The 21,353-nt window shown below is 55.7% G+C and carries 19 protein-coding genes; 5 read left to right on the top strand and 14 right to left on the bottom strand.

Features of this window, described 5'->3' with window-relative positions; translation table 11 throughout:
* Positions 1 to 81: 81 nt before the first annotated feature.
* Positions 82 to 1,281, bottom strand: a complete 1,200-nt coding sequence (gene mtnK / locus ACMYSK_RS12055) for an S-methyl-5-thioribose kinase (protein WP_434643359.1) — start codon at positions 1,279 to 1,281, stop codon at positions 82 to 84.
* A 103-nt stretch (positions 1,282 to 1,384) separates the two neighbouring features.
* Between mtnK and mtnA the strand changes: the two genes are divergently transcribed.
* Positions 1,385 to 2,413, top strand: a complete 1,029-nt coding sequence (mtnA, locus tag ACMYSK_RS12050) for an S-methyl-5-thioribose-1-phosphate isomerase (protein WP_434643357.1) — start codon at positions 1,385 to 1,387, stop codon at positions 2,411 to 2,413.
* 39 nt (positions 2,414 to 2,452) lie between these two features.
* On the opposite strand, the gene ACMYSK_RS12045 is transcribed toward mtnA, so the two are convergent.
* From ACMYSK_RS12045 to codB, 7 genes are all read right to left on the bottom strand, one after another.
* Positions 2,453 to 3,721 carry a histidine-type phosphatase gene (locus ACMYSK_RS12045; protein ID WP_434643355.1) on the bottom strand — a complete coding sequence of 423 codons (1,269 nt, stop codon included), beginning with the start codon at positions 3,719 to 3,721 and terminating at the stop codon, positions 2,453 to 2,455.
* A gap of 39 nt (positions 3,722 to 3,760) precedes the next feature.
* Positions 3,761 to 5,116, bottom strand: a complete 1,356-nt coding sequence (locus tag ACMYSK_RS12040; RefSeq protein WP_434643352.1) for an MFS transporter — start codon at positions 5,114 to 5,116, stop codon at positions 3,761 to 3,763.
* Between the two features lie 111 nt (positions 5,117 to 5,227).
* A complete protein-coding gene (locus ACMYSK_RS12035) occupies positions 5,228 to 6,037 on the bottom strand; it encodes an inositol monophosphatase family protein (protein WP_434643349.1) in 810 nt (269 codons plus the stop codon).
* Positions 6,038 to 6,160: 123 nt separating this feature from the next.
* Entirely contained in the window at positions 6,161 to 7,150 is a 990-nt protein-coding gene (locus tag ACMYSK_RS12030) for a LacI family DNA-binding transcriptional regulator (RefSeq protein WP_434643347.1), read from the bottom strand.
* A 145-nt stretch (positions 7,151 to 7,295) separates the two neighbouring features.
* Complete coding sequence (gene codA, locus ACMYSK_RS12025; protein WP_434643345.1) at positions 7,296 to 8,534, bottom strand: cytosine deaminase; 1,239 nt, start codon at positions 8,532 to 8,534, stop codon at positions 7,296 to 7,298.
* Positions 8,531 to 9,766: a PucR family transcriptional regulator gene (locus tag ACMYSK_RS12020; RefSeq protein WP_434643342.1), complete on the bottom strand. Its 1,236-nt coding sequence runs from the start codon at positions 9,764 to 9,766 to the stop codon at positions 8,531 to 8,533. Before ACMYSK_RS12020 ends, codA begins: the two co-directional genes overlap by 4 nt.
* A gap of 2 nt (positions 9,767 to 9,768) precedes the next feature.
* Positions 9,769 to 11,031 (bottom strand): cytosine permease, encoded by a 1,263-nt coding sequence (gene codB / locus ACMYSK_RS12015; RefSeq protein WP_434643339.1) that lies wholly within the window; start codon positions 11,029 to 11,031, stop codon positions 9,769 to 9,771.
* 511 nt (positions 11,032 to 11,542) lie between these two features.
* On the opposite strand from codB, the gene ACMYSK_RS12010 reads away from it, so the two are divergent.
* The gene (locus ACMYSK_RS12010) at positions 11,543 to 12,154 is read left to right on the top strand and encodes a methylthioribulose 1-phosphate dehydratase (RefSeq protein ID WP_434643337.1); all 612 of its coding nucleotides are present in this window, start codon (positions 11,543 to 11,545) and stop codon (positions 12,152 to 12,154) included.
* A gap of 63 nt (positions 12,155 to 12,217) precedes the next feature.
* Here ACMYSK_RS12010 and ACMYSK_RS12005 read toward each other — a convergent pair whose 3' ends face one another.
* Positions 12,218 to 12,760, bottom strand: coding sequence for a 1,2-dihydroxy-3-keto-5-methylthiopentene dioxygenase (locus tag ACMYSK_RS12005; RefSeq protein WP_434643334.1), 543 nt, complete (start codon positions 12,758 to 12,760; stop codon positions 12,218 to 12,220).
* Positions 12,757 to 13,446, bottom strand: a complete 690-nt coding sequence (gene mtnC, locus ACMYSK_RS12000) for an acireductone synthase (protein WP_434643332.1) — start codon at positions 13,444 to 13,446, stop codon at positions 12,757 to 12,759. The genes ACMYSK_RS12005 and mtnC overlap by 4 nt, the downstream gene beginning before the upstream one ends.
* Positions 13,447 to 13,614: 168 nt before the next feature.
* Here mtnC and ACMYSK_RS11995 point away from each other — a divergent pair, with 168 nt between their 5' ends.
* Positions 13,615 to 14,760, top strand: a complete 1,146-nt coding sequence (locus tag ACMYSK_RS11995; protein ID WP_434644058.1) for a pyridoxal phosphate-dependent aminotransferase — start codon at positions 13,615 to 13,617, stop codon at positions 14,758 to 14,760.
* Here ACMYSK_RS11995 and ACMYSK_RS11990 read toward each other — a convergent pair whose 3' ends face one another.
* The 4 genes from ACMYSK_RS11990 to dsbG form a co-directional block, all read right to left on the bottom strand.
* Positions 14,761 to 15,387, bottom strand: coding sequence for an IbrB-like domain-containing protein (locus ACMYSK_RS11990; RefSeq protein WP_434643330.1), 627 nt, complete (start codon positions 15,385 to 15,387; stop codon positions 14,761 to 14,763).
* Positions 15,372 to 16,595 carry a phosphoadenosine phosphosulfate reductase gene (locus ACMYSK_RS11985; RefSeq protein WP_434643328.1) on the bottom strand — a complete coding sequence of 408 codons (1,224 nt, stop codon included), beginning with the start codon at positions 16,593 to 16,595 and terminating at the stop codon, positions 15,372 to 15,374. The genes ACMYSK_RS11990 and ACMYSK_RS11985 overlap by 16 nt, the downstream gene beginning before the upstream one ends.
* Positions 16,596 to 16,723: 128 nt before the next feature.
* Positions 16,724 to 17,635, bottom strand: coding sequence for a DNA-binding transcriptional repressor CitR (gene citR / locus ACMYSK_RS11980; RefSeq protein ID WP_434643326.1), 912 nt, complete (start codon positions 17,633 to 17,635; stop codon positions 16,724 to 16,726).
* 187 nt (positions 17,636 to 17,822) lie between these two features.
* Entirely contained in the window at positions 17,823 to 18,569 is a 747-nt protein-coding gene (dsbG, locus tag ACMYSK_RS11975) for a thiol:disulfide interchange protein DsbG (protein ID WP_434643324.1), read from the bottom strand.
* Between the two features lie 408 nt (positions 18,570 to 18,977).
* Between dsbG and ahpC the strand changes: the two genes are divergently transcribed.
* Positions 18,978 to 19,541, top strand: a complete 564-nt coding sequence (ahpC, locus tag ACMYSK_RS11970; protein WP_004859485.1) for an alkyl hydroperoxide reductase subunit C — start codon at positions 18,978 to 18,980, stop codon at positions 19,539 to 19,541.
* Positions 19,542 to 19,724: 183 nt separating this feature from the next.
* Positions 19,725 to 21,290: an alkyl hydroperoxide reductase subunit F gene (gene ahpF / locus ACMYSK_RS11965; protein ID WP_434643322.1), complete on the top strand. Its 1,566-nt coding sequence runs from the start codon at positions 19,725 to 19,727 to the stop codon at positions 21,288 to 21,290.
* The last annotated feature ends 63 nt before the right edge of the window (positions 21,291 to 21,353 follow it).

Below are 21,353 nucleotides of genomic sequence, written 5' to 3'. Positions count from 1 at the left end.
TGTTGCCGGGTGGCGCTGCGCTTACCCGGCCTACAAAAATCTGGCCGTATGCCGGGCCGCTACCCGGCTTACAGGCTGCACTTAGCTGTACTGGCGAATGCGGGCGATCAGATCGTCGACGCTGTCGATACGATCGGCAATCACAATCAGCGCTTTACCCAGCGTGATGGCATGACGCTGGCATTCGTGGCGCATGGCCTCATCCTGAATCGTCTCTATATCGGCGACGTGCGACAGGCCGATGCTGCGGCGAATCAGCTCGGTGCCGCAGAAGCCAATCGCATCGTGCCAGACTTTTTTCAGGTACTCGGAAGCGTAGCCGGGGTAAGCCAGCGCCGCATCGCGTGCTTTCTCCGTTGCCAGAGACTGGAAACGTTCAGCAAACGTGCTCCACAGCTGAGTAATATCGTGCAGACGCTGTTCGCGCGCTGCGGCCGCATCGCGAATCCCCAAATGCCCTGGCAGGCCGCAATAGTTCAGCAGCAGGTTGCCAATAGCGGTACCGATATCAAAGCCTGCCGGGCCGAAATAACCGAATTCTGCGTCGATGGCTTTAAAACTGTTCTCGGCAACAAAAATGGAACCGCTGTGAATATCCCCGTGCAACAGCGCTTCGGCGTGCGAGAAGAAGCGATGTTTCAGCGACGCGACCGCCAGCTTGAGCTGAGCATCGTCGCGCAGGGCGGCGACCTCGGCTTCCAGCTCGGCCGGGTAGTTATTGCGTTCGTGGACCTGGTACGGGTCGTTGAAAAACAGGTCCTCGGTGATTTCGCACATTTCCGGGTTAATAAACCGGGCGACCTGGGCTTTTTTCTCATGCGGATGGAGGTAGAAATCGCTGGTGTGAAACAGCGCCTGGGCCAGGTATTCCCCCAGCTGACGCGCGGCCTGCGGATAGTAAACGTTATGGATTAACTCGCCGCGCCAGATACGATGATCGGAGAGATCTTCCATCACCATCACCGCCAGTTCTGGGTCAAAGTGGTGAATTTTCACCGTGTGCTGCGGGCAGTGCTGATAGTGCGCAACCAGGGTTTGTGCTTCCAGACGGGCGCGGTCAAGGGTCAGCGGCCAGGATTCTCCCACGCAACGAACGTAGGGCAGGGCCTGCTTAACAACAACGCGACTCACGCCGTGGGTGTCATAAATCTTAAAGACCAGGTTGAGGTTACCGTCCCCCACTTCCTGCGCGGACACCAGTTCCGACGGATTATCGATGCCGCCAAATTGTTGTGCGTATGCCACGGCATCGCCTGGGGTGAAGGTATGGTATTGCGACATTGCCTCGATCCTCAAAAGTTCTGATTAAGCCGTTCAGACGTCTATACTTCTGGAATTCATCCTGACACAATGTGATACAACAACGCAACAGGGATTTAACGATATGCAGACACTACAGACCACCAGCCTGCGAGTCAGCGAAAATCAGCTTTTTATTCTTGATCAGCAGGCATTGCCGCAGGAAAAACGCTGGCTGGCGGCGGATAACGTTTCGTTGCTGGTGGACCATATTCACGCACTGCGGGTGCGCGGCGCACCGTTAATCGGCCTGTCGGCCAGCCTGCTGCTGGCGCTGCTGGCCGGGCGCGGCCTCAGCCAGAATGAGCTTGCTCAGGCGCTGGAAACGCTGCGCGCCGCGCGGCCAACGGCGGTAAACCTGATGAATAATCTCGACCGCATGAAGCTGGCGCTGGCGCAGGAAAACTATATCCAGGCGCTGGAAGATGAAGCGCTGCGCCTGATTGCTGAAGATAAACAGCTGTGTGCAAGGATTGCCGAAACCGGCAGCGCGCTGGTGAAGCCTGGCAGTCGTCTTCTCACCCACTGCAATACCGGCGGGCTGGCGACGGCGGGCGTGGGAACGGCGCTGGGGGTGATTGCGCTGGCCCATCAGCGCGGGCTGGTAGAAAACGTCTGGGTCGATGAGACGCGCCCGTTGCTGCAGGGGGGCCGTCTGACCGCATGGGAGTTGGGTGAGCTGGGGGTGCCTTATCAGCTGATTACCGATTCGATGGCTGCCAGTCTGATGGCGAAAGGGCTGGTGGATGCGGTGTGGGTGGGCGCGGACCGCATTGCTGCCAACGGGGATGTGGCGAATAAAATTGGCACCTACTCCCTGGCAGTGCTGGCGAAGTTTCACGGTATTCCTTTCTATGTTGCGGCCCCGCAAACCACGCTCGATAGCCGTTGCCCGAACGGCGAAGCGATACCAATCGAACAGCGGGCGGCGGCGGAAGTAACCGGCGTGGCGGGCAGCTTTGGCGCCGTGCAGTGGGCGCCGGAGAATGCGTCGGTGTATAATCCGGCGTTTGATGTCACACCGGCGGCGTTAATTAGCGGCTGGGTGCTGGATAGCGGCGTGGTGACGCCGGATCAGGTGGTGAGCGGGGCGTTTGCGCCAGAACAGGCCTGAGCTAAAACGCGAAGCTACCTCCATAGCTTCGCGTTTATCTTACGGCAGAACCATTTTTACCGCCGGAGCGGACTGCGGATCGATATGCCGGCCGAGCGTCGTCAGTGCCGCCTGATAAGGGCACAGCGTGCCGACGACCGTCGCCTGACAGCCCGGCTGACGCCACTCCTGGCGCAGCATCGGATGCTGGCTGTCCGGGGTTTGCAGACGGCGTAAATCGTCCAGACTTTGCGCTTGGAAGTAGACGCGCAGGTAGCGTTTATCGCTGCGGGTATCACGCCAGCGTTCCAGTACCAGGCTGCTACCTGGCGGGATATTGCCCCGGCTGTACCCCGGTAGCTGCCAGCTAAAATCCATTAGCGTACGTACCATCGCGATATTGGTATCGTGTGCCACCAGCAACAGCCAGCGTACATTCGGCGTTGCGCCTTCTTTTACCCCCTCAAGCATGGCGTTGAGCAGAATCGAGCCGCGTTTTTGGGCGGTATAAAACACGTCGTTGCTCAGATCGTAGTTCTCCGTCAACAGCGGCAACAGGGCGGTTATCTGGCTGGAGCGGGTGATGTTCCCCCACGCCAGCTGGCTGAGCGGCAGGTTTTCACTCCAGCCCAGGCGCAGCGTTTCAACCATATTGGCCATGACGTTCAGCCCGGTTACGGAGACTTTCCCGCTTTTGCTTTGTTCAACCTGCCACGGCTGGTCGAATGCCGGGCAAGGCTTATCGGGCGCGCAAACCGCGTTTTTTAGCTGCTGAATCACCGGTGCCAGCGTTTGCTGACGCAGCGCCAGATCCCCGGCTTTCGCTTTCACAGCATTCAGTTCCTGACCGGGATCGGTTCGTGTGGCAGCAAATTTATCGGTCTGAAACAGCGGGTCGGCATCGCCGCTGATGTAATGAATCGCTATGCCGCAGCCGGGAAAGGCACCGTCAACGTAGGCCTCGGCAGTGGCCCGCGTGCGTTGCAGCGGGCTGGCGCGAACATAAATGTCTCCGGCGGACGGGCAGCCAGCGGTCAGAATGGCGGACTTACGATAGCCGTCGCCCTCAGCATGACCTTTGTTGACCACGGCCGCATAGCCGTGGCCGGTTAACTCGCCGTCGTGGGTGCTCCATGCTGTCCATGGTCGCCGGGTGGCGGCTTCAATAGCGTCACGATTGCCGGGCGTTGGCGGGCGAATACCGTGTCGGCTGAGTTCAACGACTTTTTCCAGCTGATACTGCGTGGCCGCTGAGGCTGGTGTTGCCAGCAAAGGCAGCGCGCAGGCAATGAACAGGCGCAGCAATACCTGATGTCGTGCAGGCATCATAGGGTCTTCCTTATTAGTGAAGTGTTATAAATTAATGGATTATGAGGATAGAGACGTTTGACGTTCCGTCGCATGGCGCCTGGCAACAATGGCTGCGGTCATGAAGCAGAACAGGGCTGATGCCAGGCCGGCCGCGACCCAAAACTGCGATAATGTGCTGAAGTTATAGAGCGTTTTACCGTTTTCGATGATCGCGGTTTTATCAATGATTATCCTGGTCAGAAATTCCCCCAGCCCTGCGCCGGCGTAGCTGGCGATCCCGATCGTACCCAACGCGGCGCCTGCGGCTTTGCGCGAGGAGATATCGACGGCAATCAGTCCGCCGAGGAAGCAAGTCAGGGCTCCAATGGTTGCGCCGAAAATGATCATCGACAGAATATCGGTAGAGTAGCGGTGGGGAGACCAGAGCATGAGCGCGAAGCCGGCGGTGTTCAACAGGCTAATGACGCCGGCCATCACGCTACGGTTTCGGGGGAAAAAGCGGTCAGAGAGCATCCCGGCAACGATGGTCCCGGCAATCCCGGCAATGGCGTTTACGCCAATGATCCCCGAGGCTTCAACGGTGGTGTAGGCTTTTTCCTGCTGGAGGAAAAATATTCCCCATGAATTTACCGCGTACCGATCGATATACATAAAGGCCGATGCCAGTGCCAGGGTCCACAGTGCGGGGTTGCGCATGGCGAGCAGTTGGTTTTTGAAAACGGAACCGCTGGACTCTTCCTGCTGCGGCTCGTCACGGATGAGACTGATGGGGGGGAAACCGCAGCTTTGTGGAGAGTCACGCATAAATACCAGCATCAGCACCACGCCGGCGGCACCGAGCGCGGCCGTCGACAAATAGCCCATTTGCCAGCCAAAGCCCGCAATGACGGCGGCGATCACGATGTAGGTGAGTGCCTCGCCGATGTTATGCGCTGTAGACCAGATACCATAAAAGGTTCCGCGCTCTTTATAACCGTACCAGCGGGCCAGCGAGACCGCACAAGGACCGACTCCCATCGACTGTGCCCAGCCGTTGATGCCCCAGAAAACAGCCAGCAGCAGGGCATTGGTGGTCATCCCCATCATCAGGTTCATTCCGGCGCTCAGCAGCAGGCCGAGACTCATATAACGAACCACGTTGGCATGATCGGCAATGAAGCCATTGACCAGCTTGCCGATGGCGTAGCTGAAAAACAGCGCAGAGCCGATCATGCCCAGCTCGGTTGGTGAAATACCCAGTTCAACGAGCGCGCTTTTCGCTACGGTAAATGACAGCCGGCAGACGTAGAAAGTGACGTAGGCGATGGTCATTGCCAGAAAGGTCTGCCAGCGAACCCAACGAAAATGCGGCTCGCTGAACTGCGCGGCGGCTTTGGGCGGCGCGGCGCGAAAAAAAGCAAAAAATCCAGACATGATGTTATCTCCGAAGGTCGGAGGCCTGACTGATTATTGTGCTTCGTCCATGAGGGTATTTATCGTATCTGTGTAGAGTACATAATCAGATAAAGCCTGACCCTGTGCGGGTTAAGGTAAAGGTTGCTGAATCATTTTTTTAAACTGCGGGTAGAGCGCTTTGCTGGCCAGCAGCAGCGGGTTGCCGTTGGTGATACCGTCTGCGGCCAGAAAATCATTGGTCTCGCCGCCTGCTTCGCGCATCAGCACCAGCCCGGGAAGGGCATCCCACGGGTTCATATGCGGTTCGTAGTAGCCGATTAGCCTTCCCGCTGCTGCCCAGGCGCTCATCAGTGCTCCGGAACCGTTGCGGATAAACATGCCGCCGTCGCTCAGCAGCGCATTGAGAAAGGGCAGAAAGACCGCTGGTGTTACGCGGTGCGAGGTCCCGACACCCATCACCCCCTCTTTGACCGTTGCAGCCGGATGCGGCGTGATGGGAGTATCGTTGAGCCATGCACCCTGGCCTTTCAGGGCATGAAACAGCTCGCGATGGTTGGGGTCGTACACCACGCCGATAACCGGCTCGCCGTCGGCGACGATAGCCAGTGAGAGGCACCAGGTGTGCAGGCCGTTAAGAAAACAGCTGGTGCCGTCGATAGGGTCGACAACCCACAGCACGCGGGCGTCCGGCATCTGCGTGCCGCTTTCCTCGCCGAGAAAACCATCTTGTGGAAAGGCGCTGATAATGCGCTGTTTCACAAAATCCTCGACCTGCTTATCGGCAATGCTAACCACGTCCTGCAGGTCGTTGCCTTTGTGATCCACCGCAAGCCGGTCGCGCTGTTGATAGTACTCGAAAGCCAGCTCTGCTCCGGCTTGTGCCAGCTCGCAGGCTAAGCGGTAGCGGGCCTGTAGCGCATCTGATTCCAGAGGCTTCATGCTTATTCTCCTTTTTTTGCACACGTGTGCATTTTTCGTGAAAAAAATAGCCCCGAAGGGCGAAATGAGTGTGGATGGATTCAATAAATTATTCTGTGATCGTTCGGGCATAAAATGAATTTTTCATTTTGCACTCTGACGGATTATTAGTTTCACCGGCACTTCGCGATGACGTGACGGCAGGTGAAATTTGGCGATTCTTGTTACCAGTAGATCCACCGCATGGTGGGCGAGCAGGGCGGTGTTCTGCTGCACGGTGGTCAGCTGGTAGGGCTGCCAGTCCGCCTGGGGAATATCATCGAAGCCAATAATGGCCGGTAGCGAAGCGACGGGGTTATCCGCCCGCAGACCATCCAGCGCCCCGAGCGCCAGCATATCGGTGGCGCAGAACAGCGCCTGGAGCTGCGGATGTGCAGCGAGCAGCTGCCTGGCGGCGGCAAAGCCTGCCTGGTAGCCACTGCTTTCGCAGAAGTGTGCGGCGACGTCCATGCCTTGAGTATGGGCAACAAACGTTTCGTAGCGCTGACGGGTGCTGAAGTTATCCAGACTTTCACCAATAAACCCGGCCTGTCGCCACTGGCGCTGAACAAACAGGTCGGCCACCAGCTTCGCGCCCTGGGCGTTGTCGCTGCATACGCGATCGCAGCCGGCTAAGTCGGCGTGGCGGTTGATAAGCGTCACCGGGATCTTTCGCTCCAGATACTCCTCCGCCAGCGACAGCGGCGGCGCCCCGGAAGTGATAATGACACCCGCGACGTGGTAGCTCAGCAACTGTTTGAGCGACGGGGCGAGCTGCTGCGGATCGTCGGCGTTCATCAGCAGCGGCATAAAACCGTTGAGCGCCAGCTGATGGACCAGCGGCGACAGCAGCTTACTGCGGAAAGGATTATCAAACCCGGCGGTGACAATACCGATAAAGTTACTGCTGCCGGTATTCATCGCACGGGCGATGATATTGACCTGATAGCCTAGTGTTTCCGCCGCGGCGAGGACTTTCTGTCGGGTTTTTTCCGCCACCGATGCGCCGGGCGTAAAGGTGCGGGAAACCGCGGAGCGGGAGACGCCTGCGAGTCGGGCAACATCCTCAGCCTTAATCCATTTTTTTTCGCTCATAGTGTCAGGGTACGGGTTGTTCTCAGTGAGCCCATGCCGGCTCTGGGACCCATGGTCGGCACAGAAAAAGTAGTAAGAAGGTACCACATAAATCCCTGTGCGAGCAGCGGGTTGACGCGGGATGCGTCCCGCGTCAACGTTATGCTTATGCCGGGTAGTGAATCTGTTCCGCCTCGCGCTGCAAAATGATTTTGCCGTGACGAACAGACGTCAACACTTTGGCCTGGCGGCGCACCGCGTCATAGTCGTTGTGCGCATCGAGGATCAGCAAGTTTGCCGGGCGACCTTCAGCAATACCGTAGTTATCGCCAAGGCACAGCGTCCTGGCGCTGTTCTCGGTAATCAGATCGAGGCAGCGCTGCAAATCTTCATAGCCCAGCATATGGCAGATATGCAGTCCGGCATCGAGGATGCGCATGATGTTGCCGTTGCCCAGCGGGTACCACGGATCCTGAATGGAGTCCTGAGCAAAGCAGACGTTAATCCCGGCGCGGTCCAGCTCCGCCACCCGCGTGACGCCGCGGCGCTTCGGCCAGCTGTCGAAGCGCCCCTGCAGGTGAATGCTTTCGGTCGGACAGGAGATAAAGTTGATGCCCGACGCTTTTAGCAGGCGGAACAGCTTTGAACAGTAGGCATTATCGTAGGAGCCCATGGCGCAGGTATGGCTGGCAGTCACCTGGGCGCCCATACCACGTACCCGGGCTTCTTCCGCCAGCACCTCCAGGAAGCGTGACTGCGGATCGTCGGTTTCATCGCAGTGCACGTCCACCAGGCAGCCGTGGCGCTGGGCCAGGTCCATCAAAAAAATCAGCGAGCTGACGCCCTTATCGCGGGTGTTTTCATAATGCGGAATTCCGCCCACCACGTCGGCACCCATTTCGATGGCGCGGGTCATCAGCTCGCGTCCGCCGGGGAAGGATTCAATACCCTCCTGCGGAAAGGCGACGATTTGCAGATCAATAAGATGGGCCGCCTCTTTTTTTACCGCCAGCATTGCCTCAAGCGCCGTCAAGGAGGGATCGGTGACATCGATGTGGGTGCGCACGTGCTGCACACCATTATCGCGCAGCATCCCGATAGTTTTCAGCGCCCGCTGGCGCGTATCTTCAACGGTGACGCTCGCTTTACGCTGGCTCCAGCGGGCGATGCCCTCAAACAGCGTACCGCTCATATTCCACTCCGGCTCGCCCGCCGTCAGGGTGGCATCCAGGTGGATATGCGGTTCGACAAACGGTGGAATAACCAGCTTTTGCCGGGCGTCGATATCGCTGGCGTCAGCGGCCTGCGCGGCGTCCTGCGGGCTAATGCTTTTAATCAGGCCATCCTGTAATTCAAGGGTAAAGAGCGCTTGTTGATGGCGCAGGCGCGCGTTGATAATTTTCATGGTTGTTCCCGTAAATGGTTTTGCGACATACGCCAGATAGCTAAGGCGACAGAGGCGTTGAGATGAAATTGCGGATGGCTGACCGGATAGCGGGTCAGTTTTTCAATGCGTTGGATTCGCTGATGCAGCGTGTTGCGGTGAATGCCCAGCCGCTCGGCGGCCTTGACCACGTTACCGCTTTCCTGAAGCAGCGTTTCCAGCGTCTCCATCAGCAGCCACGGACTTTTGCGATCGGGTTCGATCAGGCAGCCGAGGGTAGCGTGCATAAAATCGTTCAGCAGGGCAGGGTCGCTAACGGCGGAGAGCAGCTTGATAAAGCCCAGCTGCTGATAGTCGCTGATACGCTGGGCTGGACGCAGGTTATCGCTGAGGTCCAGGGCCTGACGCGCCTGTGAGAGGGCGCGCTGATATCCCTGCAGCTGCTGCACCGGCGCCGAGAGACCGCACAGCAGCGACAGCCCGTCATCGCCTTCAGCCAGCGCAAGCAGCCACTGCTGGAGCCACTTTTTCTGTTGATAAAACTCGCCTTCTTCATCCGGAAGGAGGAAGAGAAACATATTGCTGCGCTCTACCAGGGGAAAGGGGTTGCCCTGTTGATTGAGCTGCTGCTGCAGGCGCTGGCGCACGGTACGACGGGCCTGTTGTAGCCAGGCCTCGGCCTGCTCCGGCGCAAGCTGGCGAAACAGGCGCTGTATCCCTTCAAGGCGCAGCGCCGCCACCCGTAGGGGGCGGGTAAAATCCAGCTGCTGGTGCAGCGCGCGTTGATGCAGGATTTGCAGGTCGGGATAGTCGCCGGTTAATAGCTGCATCAGAATATCGCGCTGGGATTGCAGGGCATTCTCGCTGCGCACCAGCGCGGTACCGATGCGCTCGGTCACAATCACCATCTTCAGCAGATAGGGTTGTTCGATCAGCGGAATGCCCAGCTCGTCGGCAAGGGCGAGCAGGCGTGGCGGGATCGCCTGAATATAGGCGTCGCCGGTCAGGATCACCATTCCGGCGATCCCTCGCTGTTTGCCTTCCATCAGCAGATGGAGCAGGTTGTCTTCATCACGGGGGTGGTTGATCCCGGTAATAAACACCAGTTCCCCGCCCATGATCCATTCGGCGATATTTTCATTTTCGGCTACGTAGTACCAGCGAACTGCCAGCTGTAGCCCTTGTTTGCCCGCCCGCAGGCGCATGGCGGAAAGGCCATCAAGGGCGAGGATTTCGCTGACCGTCAGACTCATGGCTACTGCTCCGCGACCGAATCAGCGGCGGGCTGACGTTTGCTCAGACGCGTCAGAGCGATATAGATCAGCGCGGAAACGGTAATGCCAACCAGCGGGGCGATCCATGGCGACAGGTAAGCCACTACCGCGCCTACGGCGTAGGCGCCAAGCCCCAGCCAGTTAAAGCGCGGCAAACGGGTGGTTTGCAGCCGCGGATAGCGGCCGCCGCGATAAAACCAGTAGTCGGCGAGGATAACGCCGCCGATGGGGGGAATGATGCTGCCCAGCAGGACCAGGAAAGGGATCAGCATTTCATACATACCGCCAATGGCCAGCAGAATGCCGACGCCGGCGGCGACCACGGTCAGGGTACGGCGTCGCTCGCTGCGTAACAGATGGCAGGCGGCTGCCGAGACGTTATAGATAGTCGGTCCCTGAATCGTCAGCAGATTGAGGCACAGCATCACCACTGCGGCGACGGACAGCCCCTGCAAAATCAGCACCTCCACGATATCGGCCTGCTGGTAGACGATAGCGCACCAGGCTCCGGCAACGATCATTAGCCCGTTGCCAATAAGGAAGCTGCTCATGCTAGCGACGATCGCGGTGCGGCTGGAGTTCGCCAGCCGCGTCCAGTTCGTTGCCTGGGTCGCGCCGCTGGCGAAGGTGCCGAATACCATCGTGATGGCCGCCGACCAGGTCATGGTTTCGCCGGGTTCGATTTTGGTCATCGCCTGCCAGCCGCCGACGTGATGGGCGGCGAGGTACATAGAAACTACCAGCAGAATGAACATCAGCGGTACCGACACGCGCGACAGCACGTCCAGTCCCTTGTAGCCCACCAGCGCGGTGACGCAGAACAGGATCCCGAACAGGATCATCAACGGAATGGTCATGACGGCGGGCAGGGCGAGGATTTTGACCAGCGAGATGGCGACCGTTGCGGTGCCCCATGCATACCAGCCCAGCTCAGCGAAGCCGAGAATAAAATCGGCGAGCTTGCTGCCGATTTCCCCGAAGCAAAAACGCCCCATCAGTACGGTATTCAGCCCGCTACGCGCGGCAATCCAGCCGAGCGATGCGGCGTACAGGGCCAGCAGAAAGTTACCGATAACTGCAATCCACAGTAGATTGACGATGGAAAAAGAGACGCCAAGTTTGCCGCCCGCGAACATTGTGCCGGTAAAAAAAGTGAAGCTGAACAGAACCATGGAGATCGAAAATACGCCCTTACGCCCGGAGGCTGGCGCTTCGACGAGCGGAAAATCATTGCTGTTTGACATTGTGGAACCTCTGAGTGGCTATCCGAATGGCGATGCCAGAGAGATAGCAAGAGATATGCCAACAAAATCAAGGCGCGGATGACACAATGCAGTGGGCAGAGTGCACATAAAAAGTCGCTTGTCAGCCGACGATTGCCAGAGGAGTGTGCATAGTGCAAAGTTTTGCACCGCGATGGGGCAGCGGCTCACGGCATAAAGCAAGCTGACGTTGAGACTGATTCCGGCGCTGTTTAAGACATTGAGCTCGTGTTTTTCCGGCTTTCTTGTGGAGCGACTATCCGTTTTTTGGCTAATCCATCGCCAGTAATATTGGCTTCATGAAAACATATGGTTGTATCGTTGTTAAAAACGGTAATTTCATATGCCGTTCTGATATAGCCATTATTAATGCAAGATTTTCCTGAAATATTGTTCGCTTAAGCTGGCGGTGTTAGTATCAGCTAAATAGCCATTTAGACGGCTAAAGTACTTTTCATCAGGCTAGTTAACATCGCTAAACTAAGGAACTGCTATGTGGCAAGAAAGACTCGCGCAACTGGTCACCGCCTGTCATTGGATCGGTGCGAAAGGCTGGGCACCGGCTACCGGTGGCAATATGTCGGTACGTCAGGACGAGTCCTGGTGCTGGCTCAGCGAGTCGGGGCGCGATAAAGGCGGCCTGACCACCGAGGATTTTTTGCAGGTGGAGATCGCGACGAATCAGGCGCCTTCCGGGCGTAAACCCTCTGCCGAAACCGGGCTGCATACGCTGATTTACCGCCTGTTCCCACAGGCCAATGTTGTGCTGCACGTTCATACCGTTAACGCCACCGTTCTTTCGCGCATTGAGCAGAGCGATGTTTTGCTGCTTCAGGGCTACGAAATGCAGAAAACGCTGACCGGGCAGCGTAGCCATCTGGACGCGGTGCCGGTGGCGATTTTTGATAACGATCAGGATATCGATGCCCTGGCGCTGCGCATTGAAGATCATGCTCAGACCCAACAGCTGCGCTACGGTTTCCTGCTTCGTGGCCACGGGTTGACCTGCTGGGGGAAAGATGTCGAGGAAGCGCGGCGTCAGCTGGAGGGGCTGGAGTTTTTATTCGAGTGCGAGCTGCTGCGCCGCCGCTACGACCGTAGCTGAGCGGCTAATCGCTTCCTGGCCAGCGCGGAGAGTGCGTCGCGCTGGCGGATGCCGTGTCGTGAGTTAAGCCAGGCGCGGATAGGCGTCGGCAATATCATTCCCGGTAAATTTTGCCACCCAGCCTTCCGGGTTATCAAAAATGCGGATCGCAGTGAAGTCTGGCTCCGAACCCATATCAAACCAGTGCGGCGTGTCGGCGGGCACCGAAATCAGATCGTTCTTCTCGCAGAGCACCTGGAACACTTCACTGCCAATATGCAGGCAGAACAACCCGGCACCTTCAACGAAGAAGCGGACTTCGTCCTCACCGTGGGTATGTTCATTGAGGAACTTCGCGCGCAGCGCCTCTTTCTGCGGGTTGTCGGCGCGCAGGCTGATCACGTCCCAGCTCTGGTAGCCTTTTTCTGCTACCAGCTTCGCAATGGCGTGCTGGTAGGCATCGAGCACCGTTTCCGCCGTTGGGGAGGGGCCTAAATCTCGGTCGGCCTGCCAGCGCTCGAAACGCACTCCTTTGGCGTTGAGCTGCTGCTGAATTTCACCGCCGTCTGTGCTGTGCCAGAGGGGCGTACCGGCGTCTTTTTCTGAATAAATCGTTAATGCGCTCATGCTGGGATCTGCTCCGGATGAATGTCGTCAAAACGCTGAACCTGCGGGTGATGGCTGGCAGGATCGCGGTCGCCGCGTACCAGCTGGATTGTGCGAAAACCCGCTTCTTCTGCTGCATCCAGCTCCTGATGAATATCGGAGAGGAACAGAATCGTTGCCGGATGATGCCCCAGCTGTTCTGCAATATTGCGATAGGACTGCGTTTCGCGCTTGGCGCCCGTCAGCGTATCGAAATAGCCACTGAATAAATGAGTAATATCACCTTCATCGCTGTAGCCAAATAACAATTTCTGCGCTGCCACGGATCCCGAGGAATATATATATAAATCAATCCCCTGTGACTTCCATCTTTCCAGTGCAGGCAGGACATCAGGATAGAGATGACCGGTAAAGTCGCCGTTAACATACCCTTCGCGCCAGATAATACCCTGTAGCGCCTTAAGCGCCGTTGATTTGCGATCCTGGTCCATAAACGCGAACAGCGTATCAATCAGCTGTGGGGTACCGGCGGTGGGCGCGTCGATTTCCGCGCGTAGATTATCCAGAATTGTCTTCACCGGCTCGGCGTACTGTTGGGCGGTGATAAATCCCGCTAACCGTTCGCGGGCGTAGGGAAACAGCACGTTGTGGACAAAAGAAATGTCGCTGGTGGTGCCTTCAATATCGGTCACGATAGCGCGGATCATGGTTTCTCCAGAGTGGGCGATGCCCGTGATGGGGCGGTGTCAGGCGATAACCGGCATAACATTATCATTTAGACGTCTAAGCGTCTTGATTGCCAAATATTAACATCGTGTTATAGTGGCTTCAACAACAGCATTACAATCGGGCAAGATAAAATGAGTAATAAGCCACTGATTCCTGAAAGTAAACTCCCTTCTCTGGGGACCACCATATTTACACAAATGAGCGCGCTGGCGCTGGAGCACCGGGCGATCAATCTGTCGCAGGGGTTCCCTGATTTTGACGGGCCACGCTATCTGCAAGAGCGCCTGGCCTTTCACGTCGCCCAAGGGGCGAACCAGTATGCGCCAATGACCGGCGTTCCGGCACTGCGGGAAGCCATCGCCGATAAAACTGCCGAGCTGTACGGTTATCGCCCCGATGCAAACAGCGAGATTACCGTCACGGCGGGGGCCACCGAGGCGCTGTATGCGGCGATTACGGCGCTGGTGCGCACCGGCGATGAAGTCATCTGTTTCGACCCGAGCTACGACAGCTACGCACCGGCCGTGGAGCTCTCTGGCGGCGTACTGAAACGTATTGCCCTCCAGCCGCCGCATTTTCGCGTTGACTGGCAGGCGTTTGGCGCAGCGCTAAGCGAGCGTACCCGGCTGGTTATCCTGAATACGCCGCATAATCCGTCGGCGACGGTCTGGCAGCGCGAGGATTTTGCCGCACTGTGGCAGGCAATTGCTGACCATGAAATTTATGTAATCAGCGATGAAGTCTATGAGCATATCTGCTTTGCGCCAAGCGGGCACGCCAGCGTCCTGGCACACCCGCAGCTGCGCGAGCGGGCGGTGGCGGTCTCTTCGTTTGGTAAAACCTTCCATATGACCGGCTGGAAAGTGGGTTACTGTGTTGCACCGACGGCGATAAGCGCCGAGCTGCGCAAGGTTCATCAGTATCTGACCTTCGCTGTGAATACCCCAGCCCAGCAGGCTATCGCCGATATGCTGCGCGGCGAGCCGGAACACTATCGTCAGCTGCCGACGTTCTACCGTGAACGGCGCGATCTGTTTATTGAGGCGCTGCGCGACAGCCGTCTGACGCTTTTGCCCTGCGAGGGGACCTATTTCCTGCTGGCGGACTACAGCGCGATTTCCGACCTGGATGACGTGAGTTTTTGCCGCTGGCTGACGACCGAAGTAGGCGTGGCGGCGATCCCGCTGTCGGTGTTCTGCGCCGAACCGTTCCCGCACAAGCTGATTCGACTGTGCTTTGCCAAACAGCCGGCAACTCTGCTGGCGGCGGCAGAGCGCCTGTGCCAACTATAGCTATTTAACGGTCCACGCCTGAGAGAACTGCCGGTCGCCAAACAGTTCGGCAAGACCGTTAATTTGCTTCAGGCGTAACACCTCATCAGCATCCATACCCAGCTCTTTGCTGATTTTATCGTCAGGCCAGCCGAGGTTCGCCAGTTCGTGGACTATCTCCGACATGGCCGGGATCTGATGGCGACCCCGTGCGCGGTTATGGCGAATGGTGGCGGCCATCAGCGTATCGCGACTGGCGGAATGGCTTAGCAGACAGGTCACCGGAAGATAGCCGTTTAACCCTTTTTTTAGCAGCGCCTTGCTTTTACCGAGCTCGTGGCGATGGAACCCGTCAACGATGGTGTAGCGTGCTTCATCATGCCTGAGTACGACGATCGGCTGCGTAAAACCGTCTGTTTCCAGCGAGGTGAGCAGCAGGCGTTTTTCCGGTGGGGCGAGGCTGTTGGGGTTGTAATCATTCGGCGAAACGCACTCCTGCTTTACCCACAGGACGCAGTCAACGGGGTGCGAATTGAACGGGCTGTAGCGGTGTAGAAGCTGGCGGAAGGCGTTCAGTGCGCCGATGCGTTCAGCATCCTGGAGAGTGTTCAGATAGCGTTCAAGGTCCTGCATTATTTGTTGTTGCATAAGATTCCCCATTGCTGTCGTTTTTGGCTCATTCGTTCGCGGTAGCGCTGGTAGTGGCGGGATTTTGTCGGGCTGAAAGAGAGCATGCGGCACCAGTAATCATTATTCAGCAGTACCTTGCAGATGCGTCGCCAGGAAGGAATATCTTTGGCCCCGGTGTCGGCCTTCTGGCTGTCAGGAATATCCACCATCCCCTGTTTTTGATACCAGTGCAGGTAGACGGCAATTTTATTCCGGTAATGTTCGGCCGTTTGTTCCGGCATGCTGTCGAGTAAAAACAAGGCATAGCTCTTCCAGCTATGGTGCCCGGGCTTTTCCAGTTTGCGGTGCCCGTAGAACTGATTATCCTGGCCGGCGTAGATGCCACCGCAGCTTACGCCGCTTACCCGCTGGCACATCGCGGCCCAGCGTTCAGGCTCCAGAACGTGATAAAGCCAAAGCCCCTGGCGCTGTTCAGGCCCGAAAGGCTCGCAGATGCGCATATAGCGTAGCGGTACGCCAGCCTTATACATCAGGTCATAGAGCGGGTTGTAGGCATGCCCGTTTTTGGCAAACCAGGTCCAGATATCAGCGGTTTTCCAGTCATAAATAGGGTAGGCGTACCACGCATGGCCACCCGGTGTGGCGGTGGTCCACGGCTTGTCATCGGCAAAGCGCTGCTTGCGCCGTGACGAGATGGTGTTGAAGCGATTAAGGGATTCATCCGCGCGGATGCCCACTAGAATCGCCGCGGGGCGACTGCGGGAAAACCAGTCGGCAAATTCGCGAACAAAGGTTTCGAAACTCATTCCCGGGTAGTAAAAAGAAAAATAGCCGGGATCGGTAATCGCGTGCGACGGTGGCTGTCGGACCCAGGGGGTACCGGGTTCCCAGCATTGCCATTCTGGCGCAAACTGACTGAGTGAATTCTGTGTGGTGATTGGCAGGGCGACCCAATAAAACTGCTCAATGACATCCTGATACGCTTCGCGAAGCGCTTCACAGTGGGTTATGGTGCAGGAAAACTGTGCTTCCCAGTCGATAAACAGCACGCTGATTTTACGGCCGGTGCGTCGCGCATGAAGTGCGGCCAGATGTAACATGACGGTGGAGTCTTTGCCGCCGGAAAAAGAGATACAGATACGCGAGAAATTATCCATCAGCCATTTAATTCGTTTTTGTGCGGCCTGCAAAACGGATTCTGGTAACGAATGTTTTATTAATGTCACGATCTCTGTTCCTTAAGTGTCGTTGACGATTTTATTGCATGGCATGCTACGCCAGAAAATAACTCTCGTCATTTTTTGGTGGTTTATATTTTGTTGGTGCATTGGTTATGTTTTTATTATTTACTGCCTTAATTATTTATCTGCTGTTGCGGTTTTATTATTTTTTCGAAAAGTGAAGAGAATAATGACGTATTCATTTGTGCCCGGTGATACACCATGTAGATCATAATCGATGGCGCCGGGACGGGCAGTATTCTCACGTTCAGAGTGAAGAGCGGATGGTTAATGAGCGCTTTAGGGATAAAACCGATGAGGTCGGTTTGATTAATCATGTTGATAATTGCCATCAGAGAATCGCTGCGAAAGGCAATCATGCGTTCAGGAATCCATTTTTTCATATGCGCATGGAAATCTTTTATTCCGACCTCATTTGATAGATATCCGGTAAAGCGTTCCCGGGTGATGGCCTCTCGGGCATTCAGGTCTGCGGCCCGCGGATGACATGCGCGACAGACCAGCGCCATTTCTACCGCCTGAAAGGGCTGGCAGAGCGTCTCGGGGCTTTCGTATGGCGATAAGCTTAATATCAGGTCGGCTTTGCGATGAGACAGCAGGCTCTCTATGGATCCGCTGGTGAGCTGCAGGTCATGGTGTTCGACCTGCATATTGGGATCCTGGTAGAGCGCATTCATTAAGCGTGAAGATTCAGGGGTAATAAAGAGCTGAGGGCTATAAATAACAACATTTTTTCTCAGCCGCGTGTGGCTGGCAATGTTAATGGTTTGCTCTATCTGGCAAAGGTTTCTTTCGAGGAGATAATGCAGGTTGATACCCGTTTTAGTGGGGATAATCCCTTTACCTGAACGAATAAACAGAGGGTCGTTAATCTGATTACGCAGACGTTGTAATGACTGACTCACGGCCGATGGCGTAATAAATAACGTTTCCGCCGCCCGGCTAATGCTCAGGTGTTGATAGATACATTCAAAAACAACCAGCAGGTTAAGATCGAATTTTTTCAGGCCGTATAAGTTCGCCATGGTTAATATCCGGGTTCAGTCGTGGTGATAAATGTTATTTATATTCTGTATTTTATTTTTGTAATAATTCACTTTATGAATATATTATGACCGTTATTCAACGCTATTGCTGAATGTATATGACTGAAGAGGCATTGACCAGGTTCTTTTACCGCAGGAACCTGGCCAGAAAGCAGAGGCGAGCGGGTTACTTATCGCCCATCATCACCGGTAATTTGTCAGCTTCAGGTAGCCCGACGACCTGTTGCAGCATATTTTCTTTGTTCATGTAGTAAATAGCTGGCGTTGCGTTCGCGCCAAGTTCGTCCATTAACTGCTGGTTCTCGCTGACGATCTTCACTTTTTCTGCTGACAGATTGGCCGGGATCTCAATTTTCATTTTCCCGGCAGATTGTTCGTAGTCATGCCATGTTTTTGCCGGATCGCGGGTGGCGAGGATGGCAGCGGCTGTCGTCGGGCTTTCGGGTTTGATAACCCCGACCAGCAGCGTGCGAATCTGTACTTTGCCTGATTCTACCCATGGACGAGCCTGCTGCCAGAATTGCTGACAATACGGACAGAAGGGATCGGCAAAGACATACAGAATCACCGGCGCCTCTTTTTTCCCTTCCAGCAGCCAGTTGGCGGCTTCCATTTTCTTCCACATCGCCTGGCCTGCCGGCGTGTAGAGCTCTTTCTGGAACAGTTGTTCACTCAGATTATTGCCATTTTCATCATACATGTAGCCGGAGATAGCGTGCTTACCGTCTGGCGTCAGGTAGATAGCGACCCCCATATCCTGATATTTCCCTAGCCAGCCCTTCATCCCGCCCGGTGCCTCAAAGGGCTTAATAATGGTAATACCCTGTTTTTCTATTGCTTTTACGGGCGCCGGGAGATCTTCTGCCTGGCAGAAAAAGGGTAAAAAACTCAGGAAAAACAGACGTTTTAACATGATTATTCCTTGTTAAATCAATGCATAAGGTGAAAAAATGATGAAGCCTATCACAGCTATAGGTGAGACTTGCTCGCAGGCTGATTGCCCTTTGATGCGGCGGATGGTGTAATCGGCCCTGCTGTTACATTAAGGTAATGTAGAGCGCAACACATAGCCAGCTTGTCTGGCACTGAACCTACCTGCGGGTATTTCAGGTAACGGGGCCGCCTGAATAGGGTGGCCTTTTTACTTTCAGTGCGGCGGGATGCAAAAGTAACGAAACGTAGCGATGGTCGCGACGGGTTCACAAAGTTGTCTTGTTCCGGTTGTTAGATATCGCTTATTGATTTGATAATGCAAACGCATTGGTCGAATCAGGAAAAGTTCGTTAACTTAGACCTCAACGAAAACACGGAGGAAGTATAGATGTCCTTGATTAACACTAAAATTAAACCTTTTAAAAACCAGGCATTCAAAAACGGTGAATTCATCGAAGTTACCGAGAAAGACACCGAAGGCCGTTGGAGCGTATTCTTCTTCTATCCGGCTGACTTCACCTTCGTATGCCCGACCGAACTGGGCGACGTTGCAGACCATTACGAAGAACTGCAGAAACTGGGCGTAGACGTGTATTCCGTTTCTACCGATACCCACTTCACCCACAAAGCATGGCACAGCAGCTCTGACACCATCGCGAAAATCAAATACGCGATGATCGGCGACCCGACTGGCGCCCTGACCCGTAACTTCGACAACATGCGTGAAGACGAAGGTCTGGCAGACCGTGCAACCTTCGTTGTAGACCCGCAGGGTATCATTCAGGCTATCGAAGTTACCGCTGAAGGTATCGGCCGTGACGCATCTGACCTGCTGCGTAAAATCAAAGCTGCTCAGTACGTTGCTTCTCACCCAGGCGAAGTTTGCCCGGCTAAATGGAAAGAAGGCGAAGCAACTCTGGCTCCGTCTCTGGACCTGGTCGGCAAAATCTAAATTTCCATTGCCTTTCCCGTCATAGCGGCGTTGCCTGGCTCTGACGGGAAATAGTTCGGAAACCGACGACAGTAAACGGGTGTTTCGACACCCGTTTTTATTCAAAACCCCATGATGCAAGCCGCATTCAGGCAGCCCGTAAGGCCGCTTGCATGATGATGTTTTTTAAGCAGGAGATGAATAATGCTCGACACCAACATGAAAACCCAGCTCAAGGCCTACCTTGAGAAACTGACCAAACCTGTTGAGCTGGTTGCCACGCTGGATGACAGCGCAAAATCGGCAGAAATCAAGGAACTGCTGGCTGAAATCGCCGAACTGTCGGAAAAAGTGACCTTCAGAGAAGATAACAGCTTGCCTGTCCGCAAGCCCTCTTTCCTGATTGCGAATCCAGGCTCTCTCCATGGGCCGCGTTTTGCCGGTTCCCCGCTGGGACATGAATTCACCTCTTTGGTGCTGGCGCTGCTGTGGACCGGCGGTCATCCTTCCAAAGAAACCCAGTCTTTGCTGGAGCAGATCCGCGATCTCGACGGTGATTTTGAGTTTGAAACCTATTACTCGCTCTCTTGCCACAACTGCCCGGATGTCGTGCAGGCGCTGAACCTGATGGCGGTCCTGAACCCGCGTATTAAACATACGGCGATTGACGGCGGGACTTTCCAGAACGAAATTACCGATCGCAACGTGATGGGTGTTCCGGCCGTCTTTATGAATGGTCAGGAGTTTGGTCAGGGTCGTATGACGTTGACGGAAATTGTTGCGAAGGTCGATACCGGCGCTGAAAAACGTGCGGCGGAAGAGCTGAACAAGCGTGAGGCTTATGATGTGCTGATTGTTGGTTCCGGCCCGTCAGGCGCCGCAGCGGCCGTCTACTCTGCGCGTAAAGGCATTCGTACCGGTCTGATGGGAGAACGTTTCGGTGGCCAGGTACTGGATACTGTGGATATCGAAAACTACATCTCTGTGCCAAAAACAGAAGGACAGAAGCTGGCCGGGGCGTTGAAAGCTCACGTCAGCGACTATGATGTGGATGTGATTGACTCCCAGAGCGCGGCGAAACTGATCCCGGCAGCGGTGGAAGGCGGCCTGCATCAGATTGAAACGGCCTCTGGCGCGGTGCTGAAAGCGCGCAGCGTGATTATTGCCACCGGGGCAAAATGGCGCAACATGAATGTGCCGGGCGAAGATCAGTATCGTACTAAAGGGGTCACCTATTGCCCGCACTGCGACGGCCCGTTGTTTAAAGGTAAACGCGTGGCGGTTATCGGCGGCGGTAACTCCGGCGTTGAAGCGGCAATCGATCTGGCTGGCCTGGTTGAGCACGTGACTCTGCTGGAGTTTGCGCCGGAAATGAAAGCCGACCAGGTCCTGCAGGATAAAGTTCGTAGCCTGAAAAACGTTGATATCATTCTCAACGCGCAGACCACTGAAGTCACGGGTGATGGCAGCAAAGTTACCGGGCTGCAGTATCGTGACCGGATCAGCGGAGATGAGCACCATATCGGGCTGGCGGGGATTTTCGTCCAGATTGGACTGCTGCCCAATACGACCTGGCTGGAAGGCGCCATCGAGCGCAACCGGATGGGCGAAATTATCATCGACGCGAAATGTGAAACCAACGTCAAGGGCGTGTTTGCCGCTGGCGACTGCACCACCGTGCCGTACAAACAGATTATTATCGCCGCGGGCGAGGGGGCAAAAGCGTCTCTGAGTTCGTTTGATTATCTGATTCGTACCAAAACCGCATAATAAAGTAAGACTACACCTGCATATAAAAGAGGCTACCCTTGGGTAGCCTCTTTCTTTATCGTT

The sequence above is a fragment of the Klebsiella sp. I138 genome (assembly GCF_051131765.1).
GTDB lineage: Bacteria > Pseudomonadota > Gammaproteobacteria > Enterobacterales > Enterobacteriaceae > Klebsiella.
This window is presented reverse-complemented; position numbering and strand designations above follow the sequence as displayed.

Bases quoted from the DNA above. Each gene is read 5' to 3' on its own strand.
- dsbG (WP_434643324.1), bottom strand. From the start codon at position 18,569: ATGTTAAAACGTCTGTTTTTCCTGAGTTTTTTACCCTTTTTCTGCCAG.
- ACMYSK_RS12045 (WP_434643355.1), bottom strand. From the start codon at position 3,721: ATGATGCCTGCACGACATCAGGTATTGCTGCGCCTGTTCATTGCCTGC.
- mtnA (WP_434643357.1), top strand. From the start codon at position 1,385: ATGCAGACACTACAGACCACCAGCCTGCGAGTCAGCGAAAATCAGCTT.
- ACMYSK_RS12035 (WP_434643349.1), bottom strand. From the start codon at position 6,037: ATGAAGCCTCTGGAATCAGATGCGCTACAGGCCCGCTACCGCTTAGCC.
- ACMYSK_RS12030 (WP_434643347.1), bottom strand. From the start codon at position 7,150: ATGAGCGAAAAAAAATGGATTAAGGCTGAGGATGTTGCCCGACTCGCA.
- ACMYSK_RS12040 (WP_434643352.1), bottom strand. From the start codon at position 5,116: ATGTCTGGATTTTTTGCTTTTTTTCGCGCCGCGCCGCCCAAAGCCGCC.
- ahpC (WP_004859485.1), top strand. From the start codon at position 18,978: ATGTCCTTGATTAACACTAAAATTAAACCTTTTAAAAACCAGGCATTC.
- ACMYSK_RS11990 (WP_434643330.1), bottom strand. From the start codon at position 15,387: ATGCAACAACAAATAATGCAGGACCTTGAACGCTATCTGAACACTCTC.
- ahpF (WP_434643322.1), top strand. From the start codon at position 19,725: ATGCTCGACACCAACATGAAAACCCAGCTCAAGGCCTACCTTGAGAAA.
- codA (WP_434643345.1), bottom strand. From the start codon at position 8,534: ATGAAAATTATCAACGCGCGCCTGCGCCATCAACAAGCGCTCTTTACC.
- ACMYSK_RS12020 (WP_434643342.1), bottom strand. From the start codon at position 9,766: ATGAGTCTGACGGTCAGCGAAATCCTCGCCCTTGATGGCCTTTCCGCC.
- citR (WP_434643326.1), bottom strand. From the start codon at position 17,635: ATGGCGAACTTATACGGCCTGAAAAAATTCGATCTTAACCTGCTGGTT.
- ACMYSK_RS12010 (WP_434643337.1), top strand. From the start codon at position 11,543: ATGTGGCAAGAAAGACTCGCGCAACTGGTCACCGCCTGTCATTGGATC.
- mtnK (WP_434643359.1), bottom strand. From the start codon at position 1,281: ATGTCGCAATACCATACCTTCACCCCAGGCGATGCCGTGGCATACGCA.
- mtnC (WP_434643332.1), bottom strand. From the start codon at position 13,446: ATGATCCGCGCTATCGTGACCGATATTGAAGGCACCACCAGCGACATT.
- ACMYSK_RS12005 (WP_434643334.1), bottom strand. From the start codon at position 12,760: ATGAGCGCATTAACGATTTATTCAGAAAAAGACGCCGGTACGCCCCTC.
- codB (WP_434643339.1), bottom strand. From the start codon at position 11,031: ATGTCAAACAGCAATGATTTTCCGCTCGTCGAAGCGCCAGCCTCCGGG.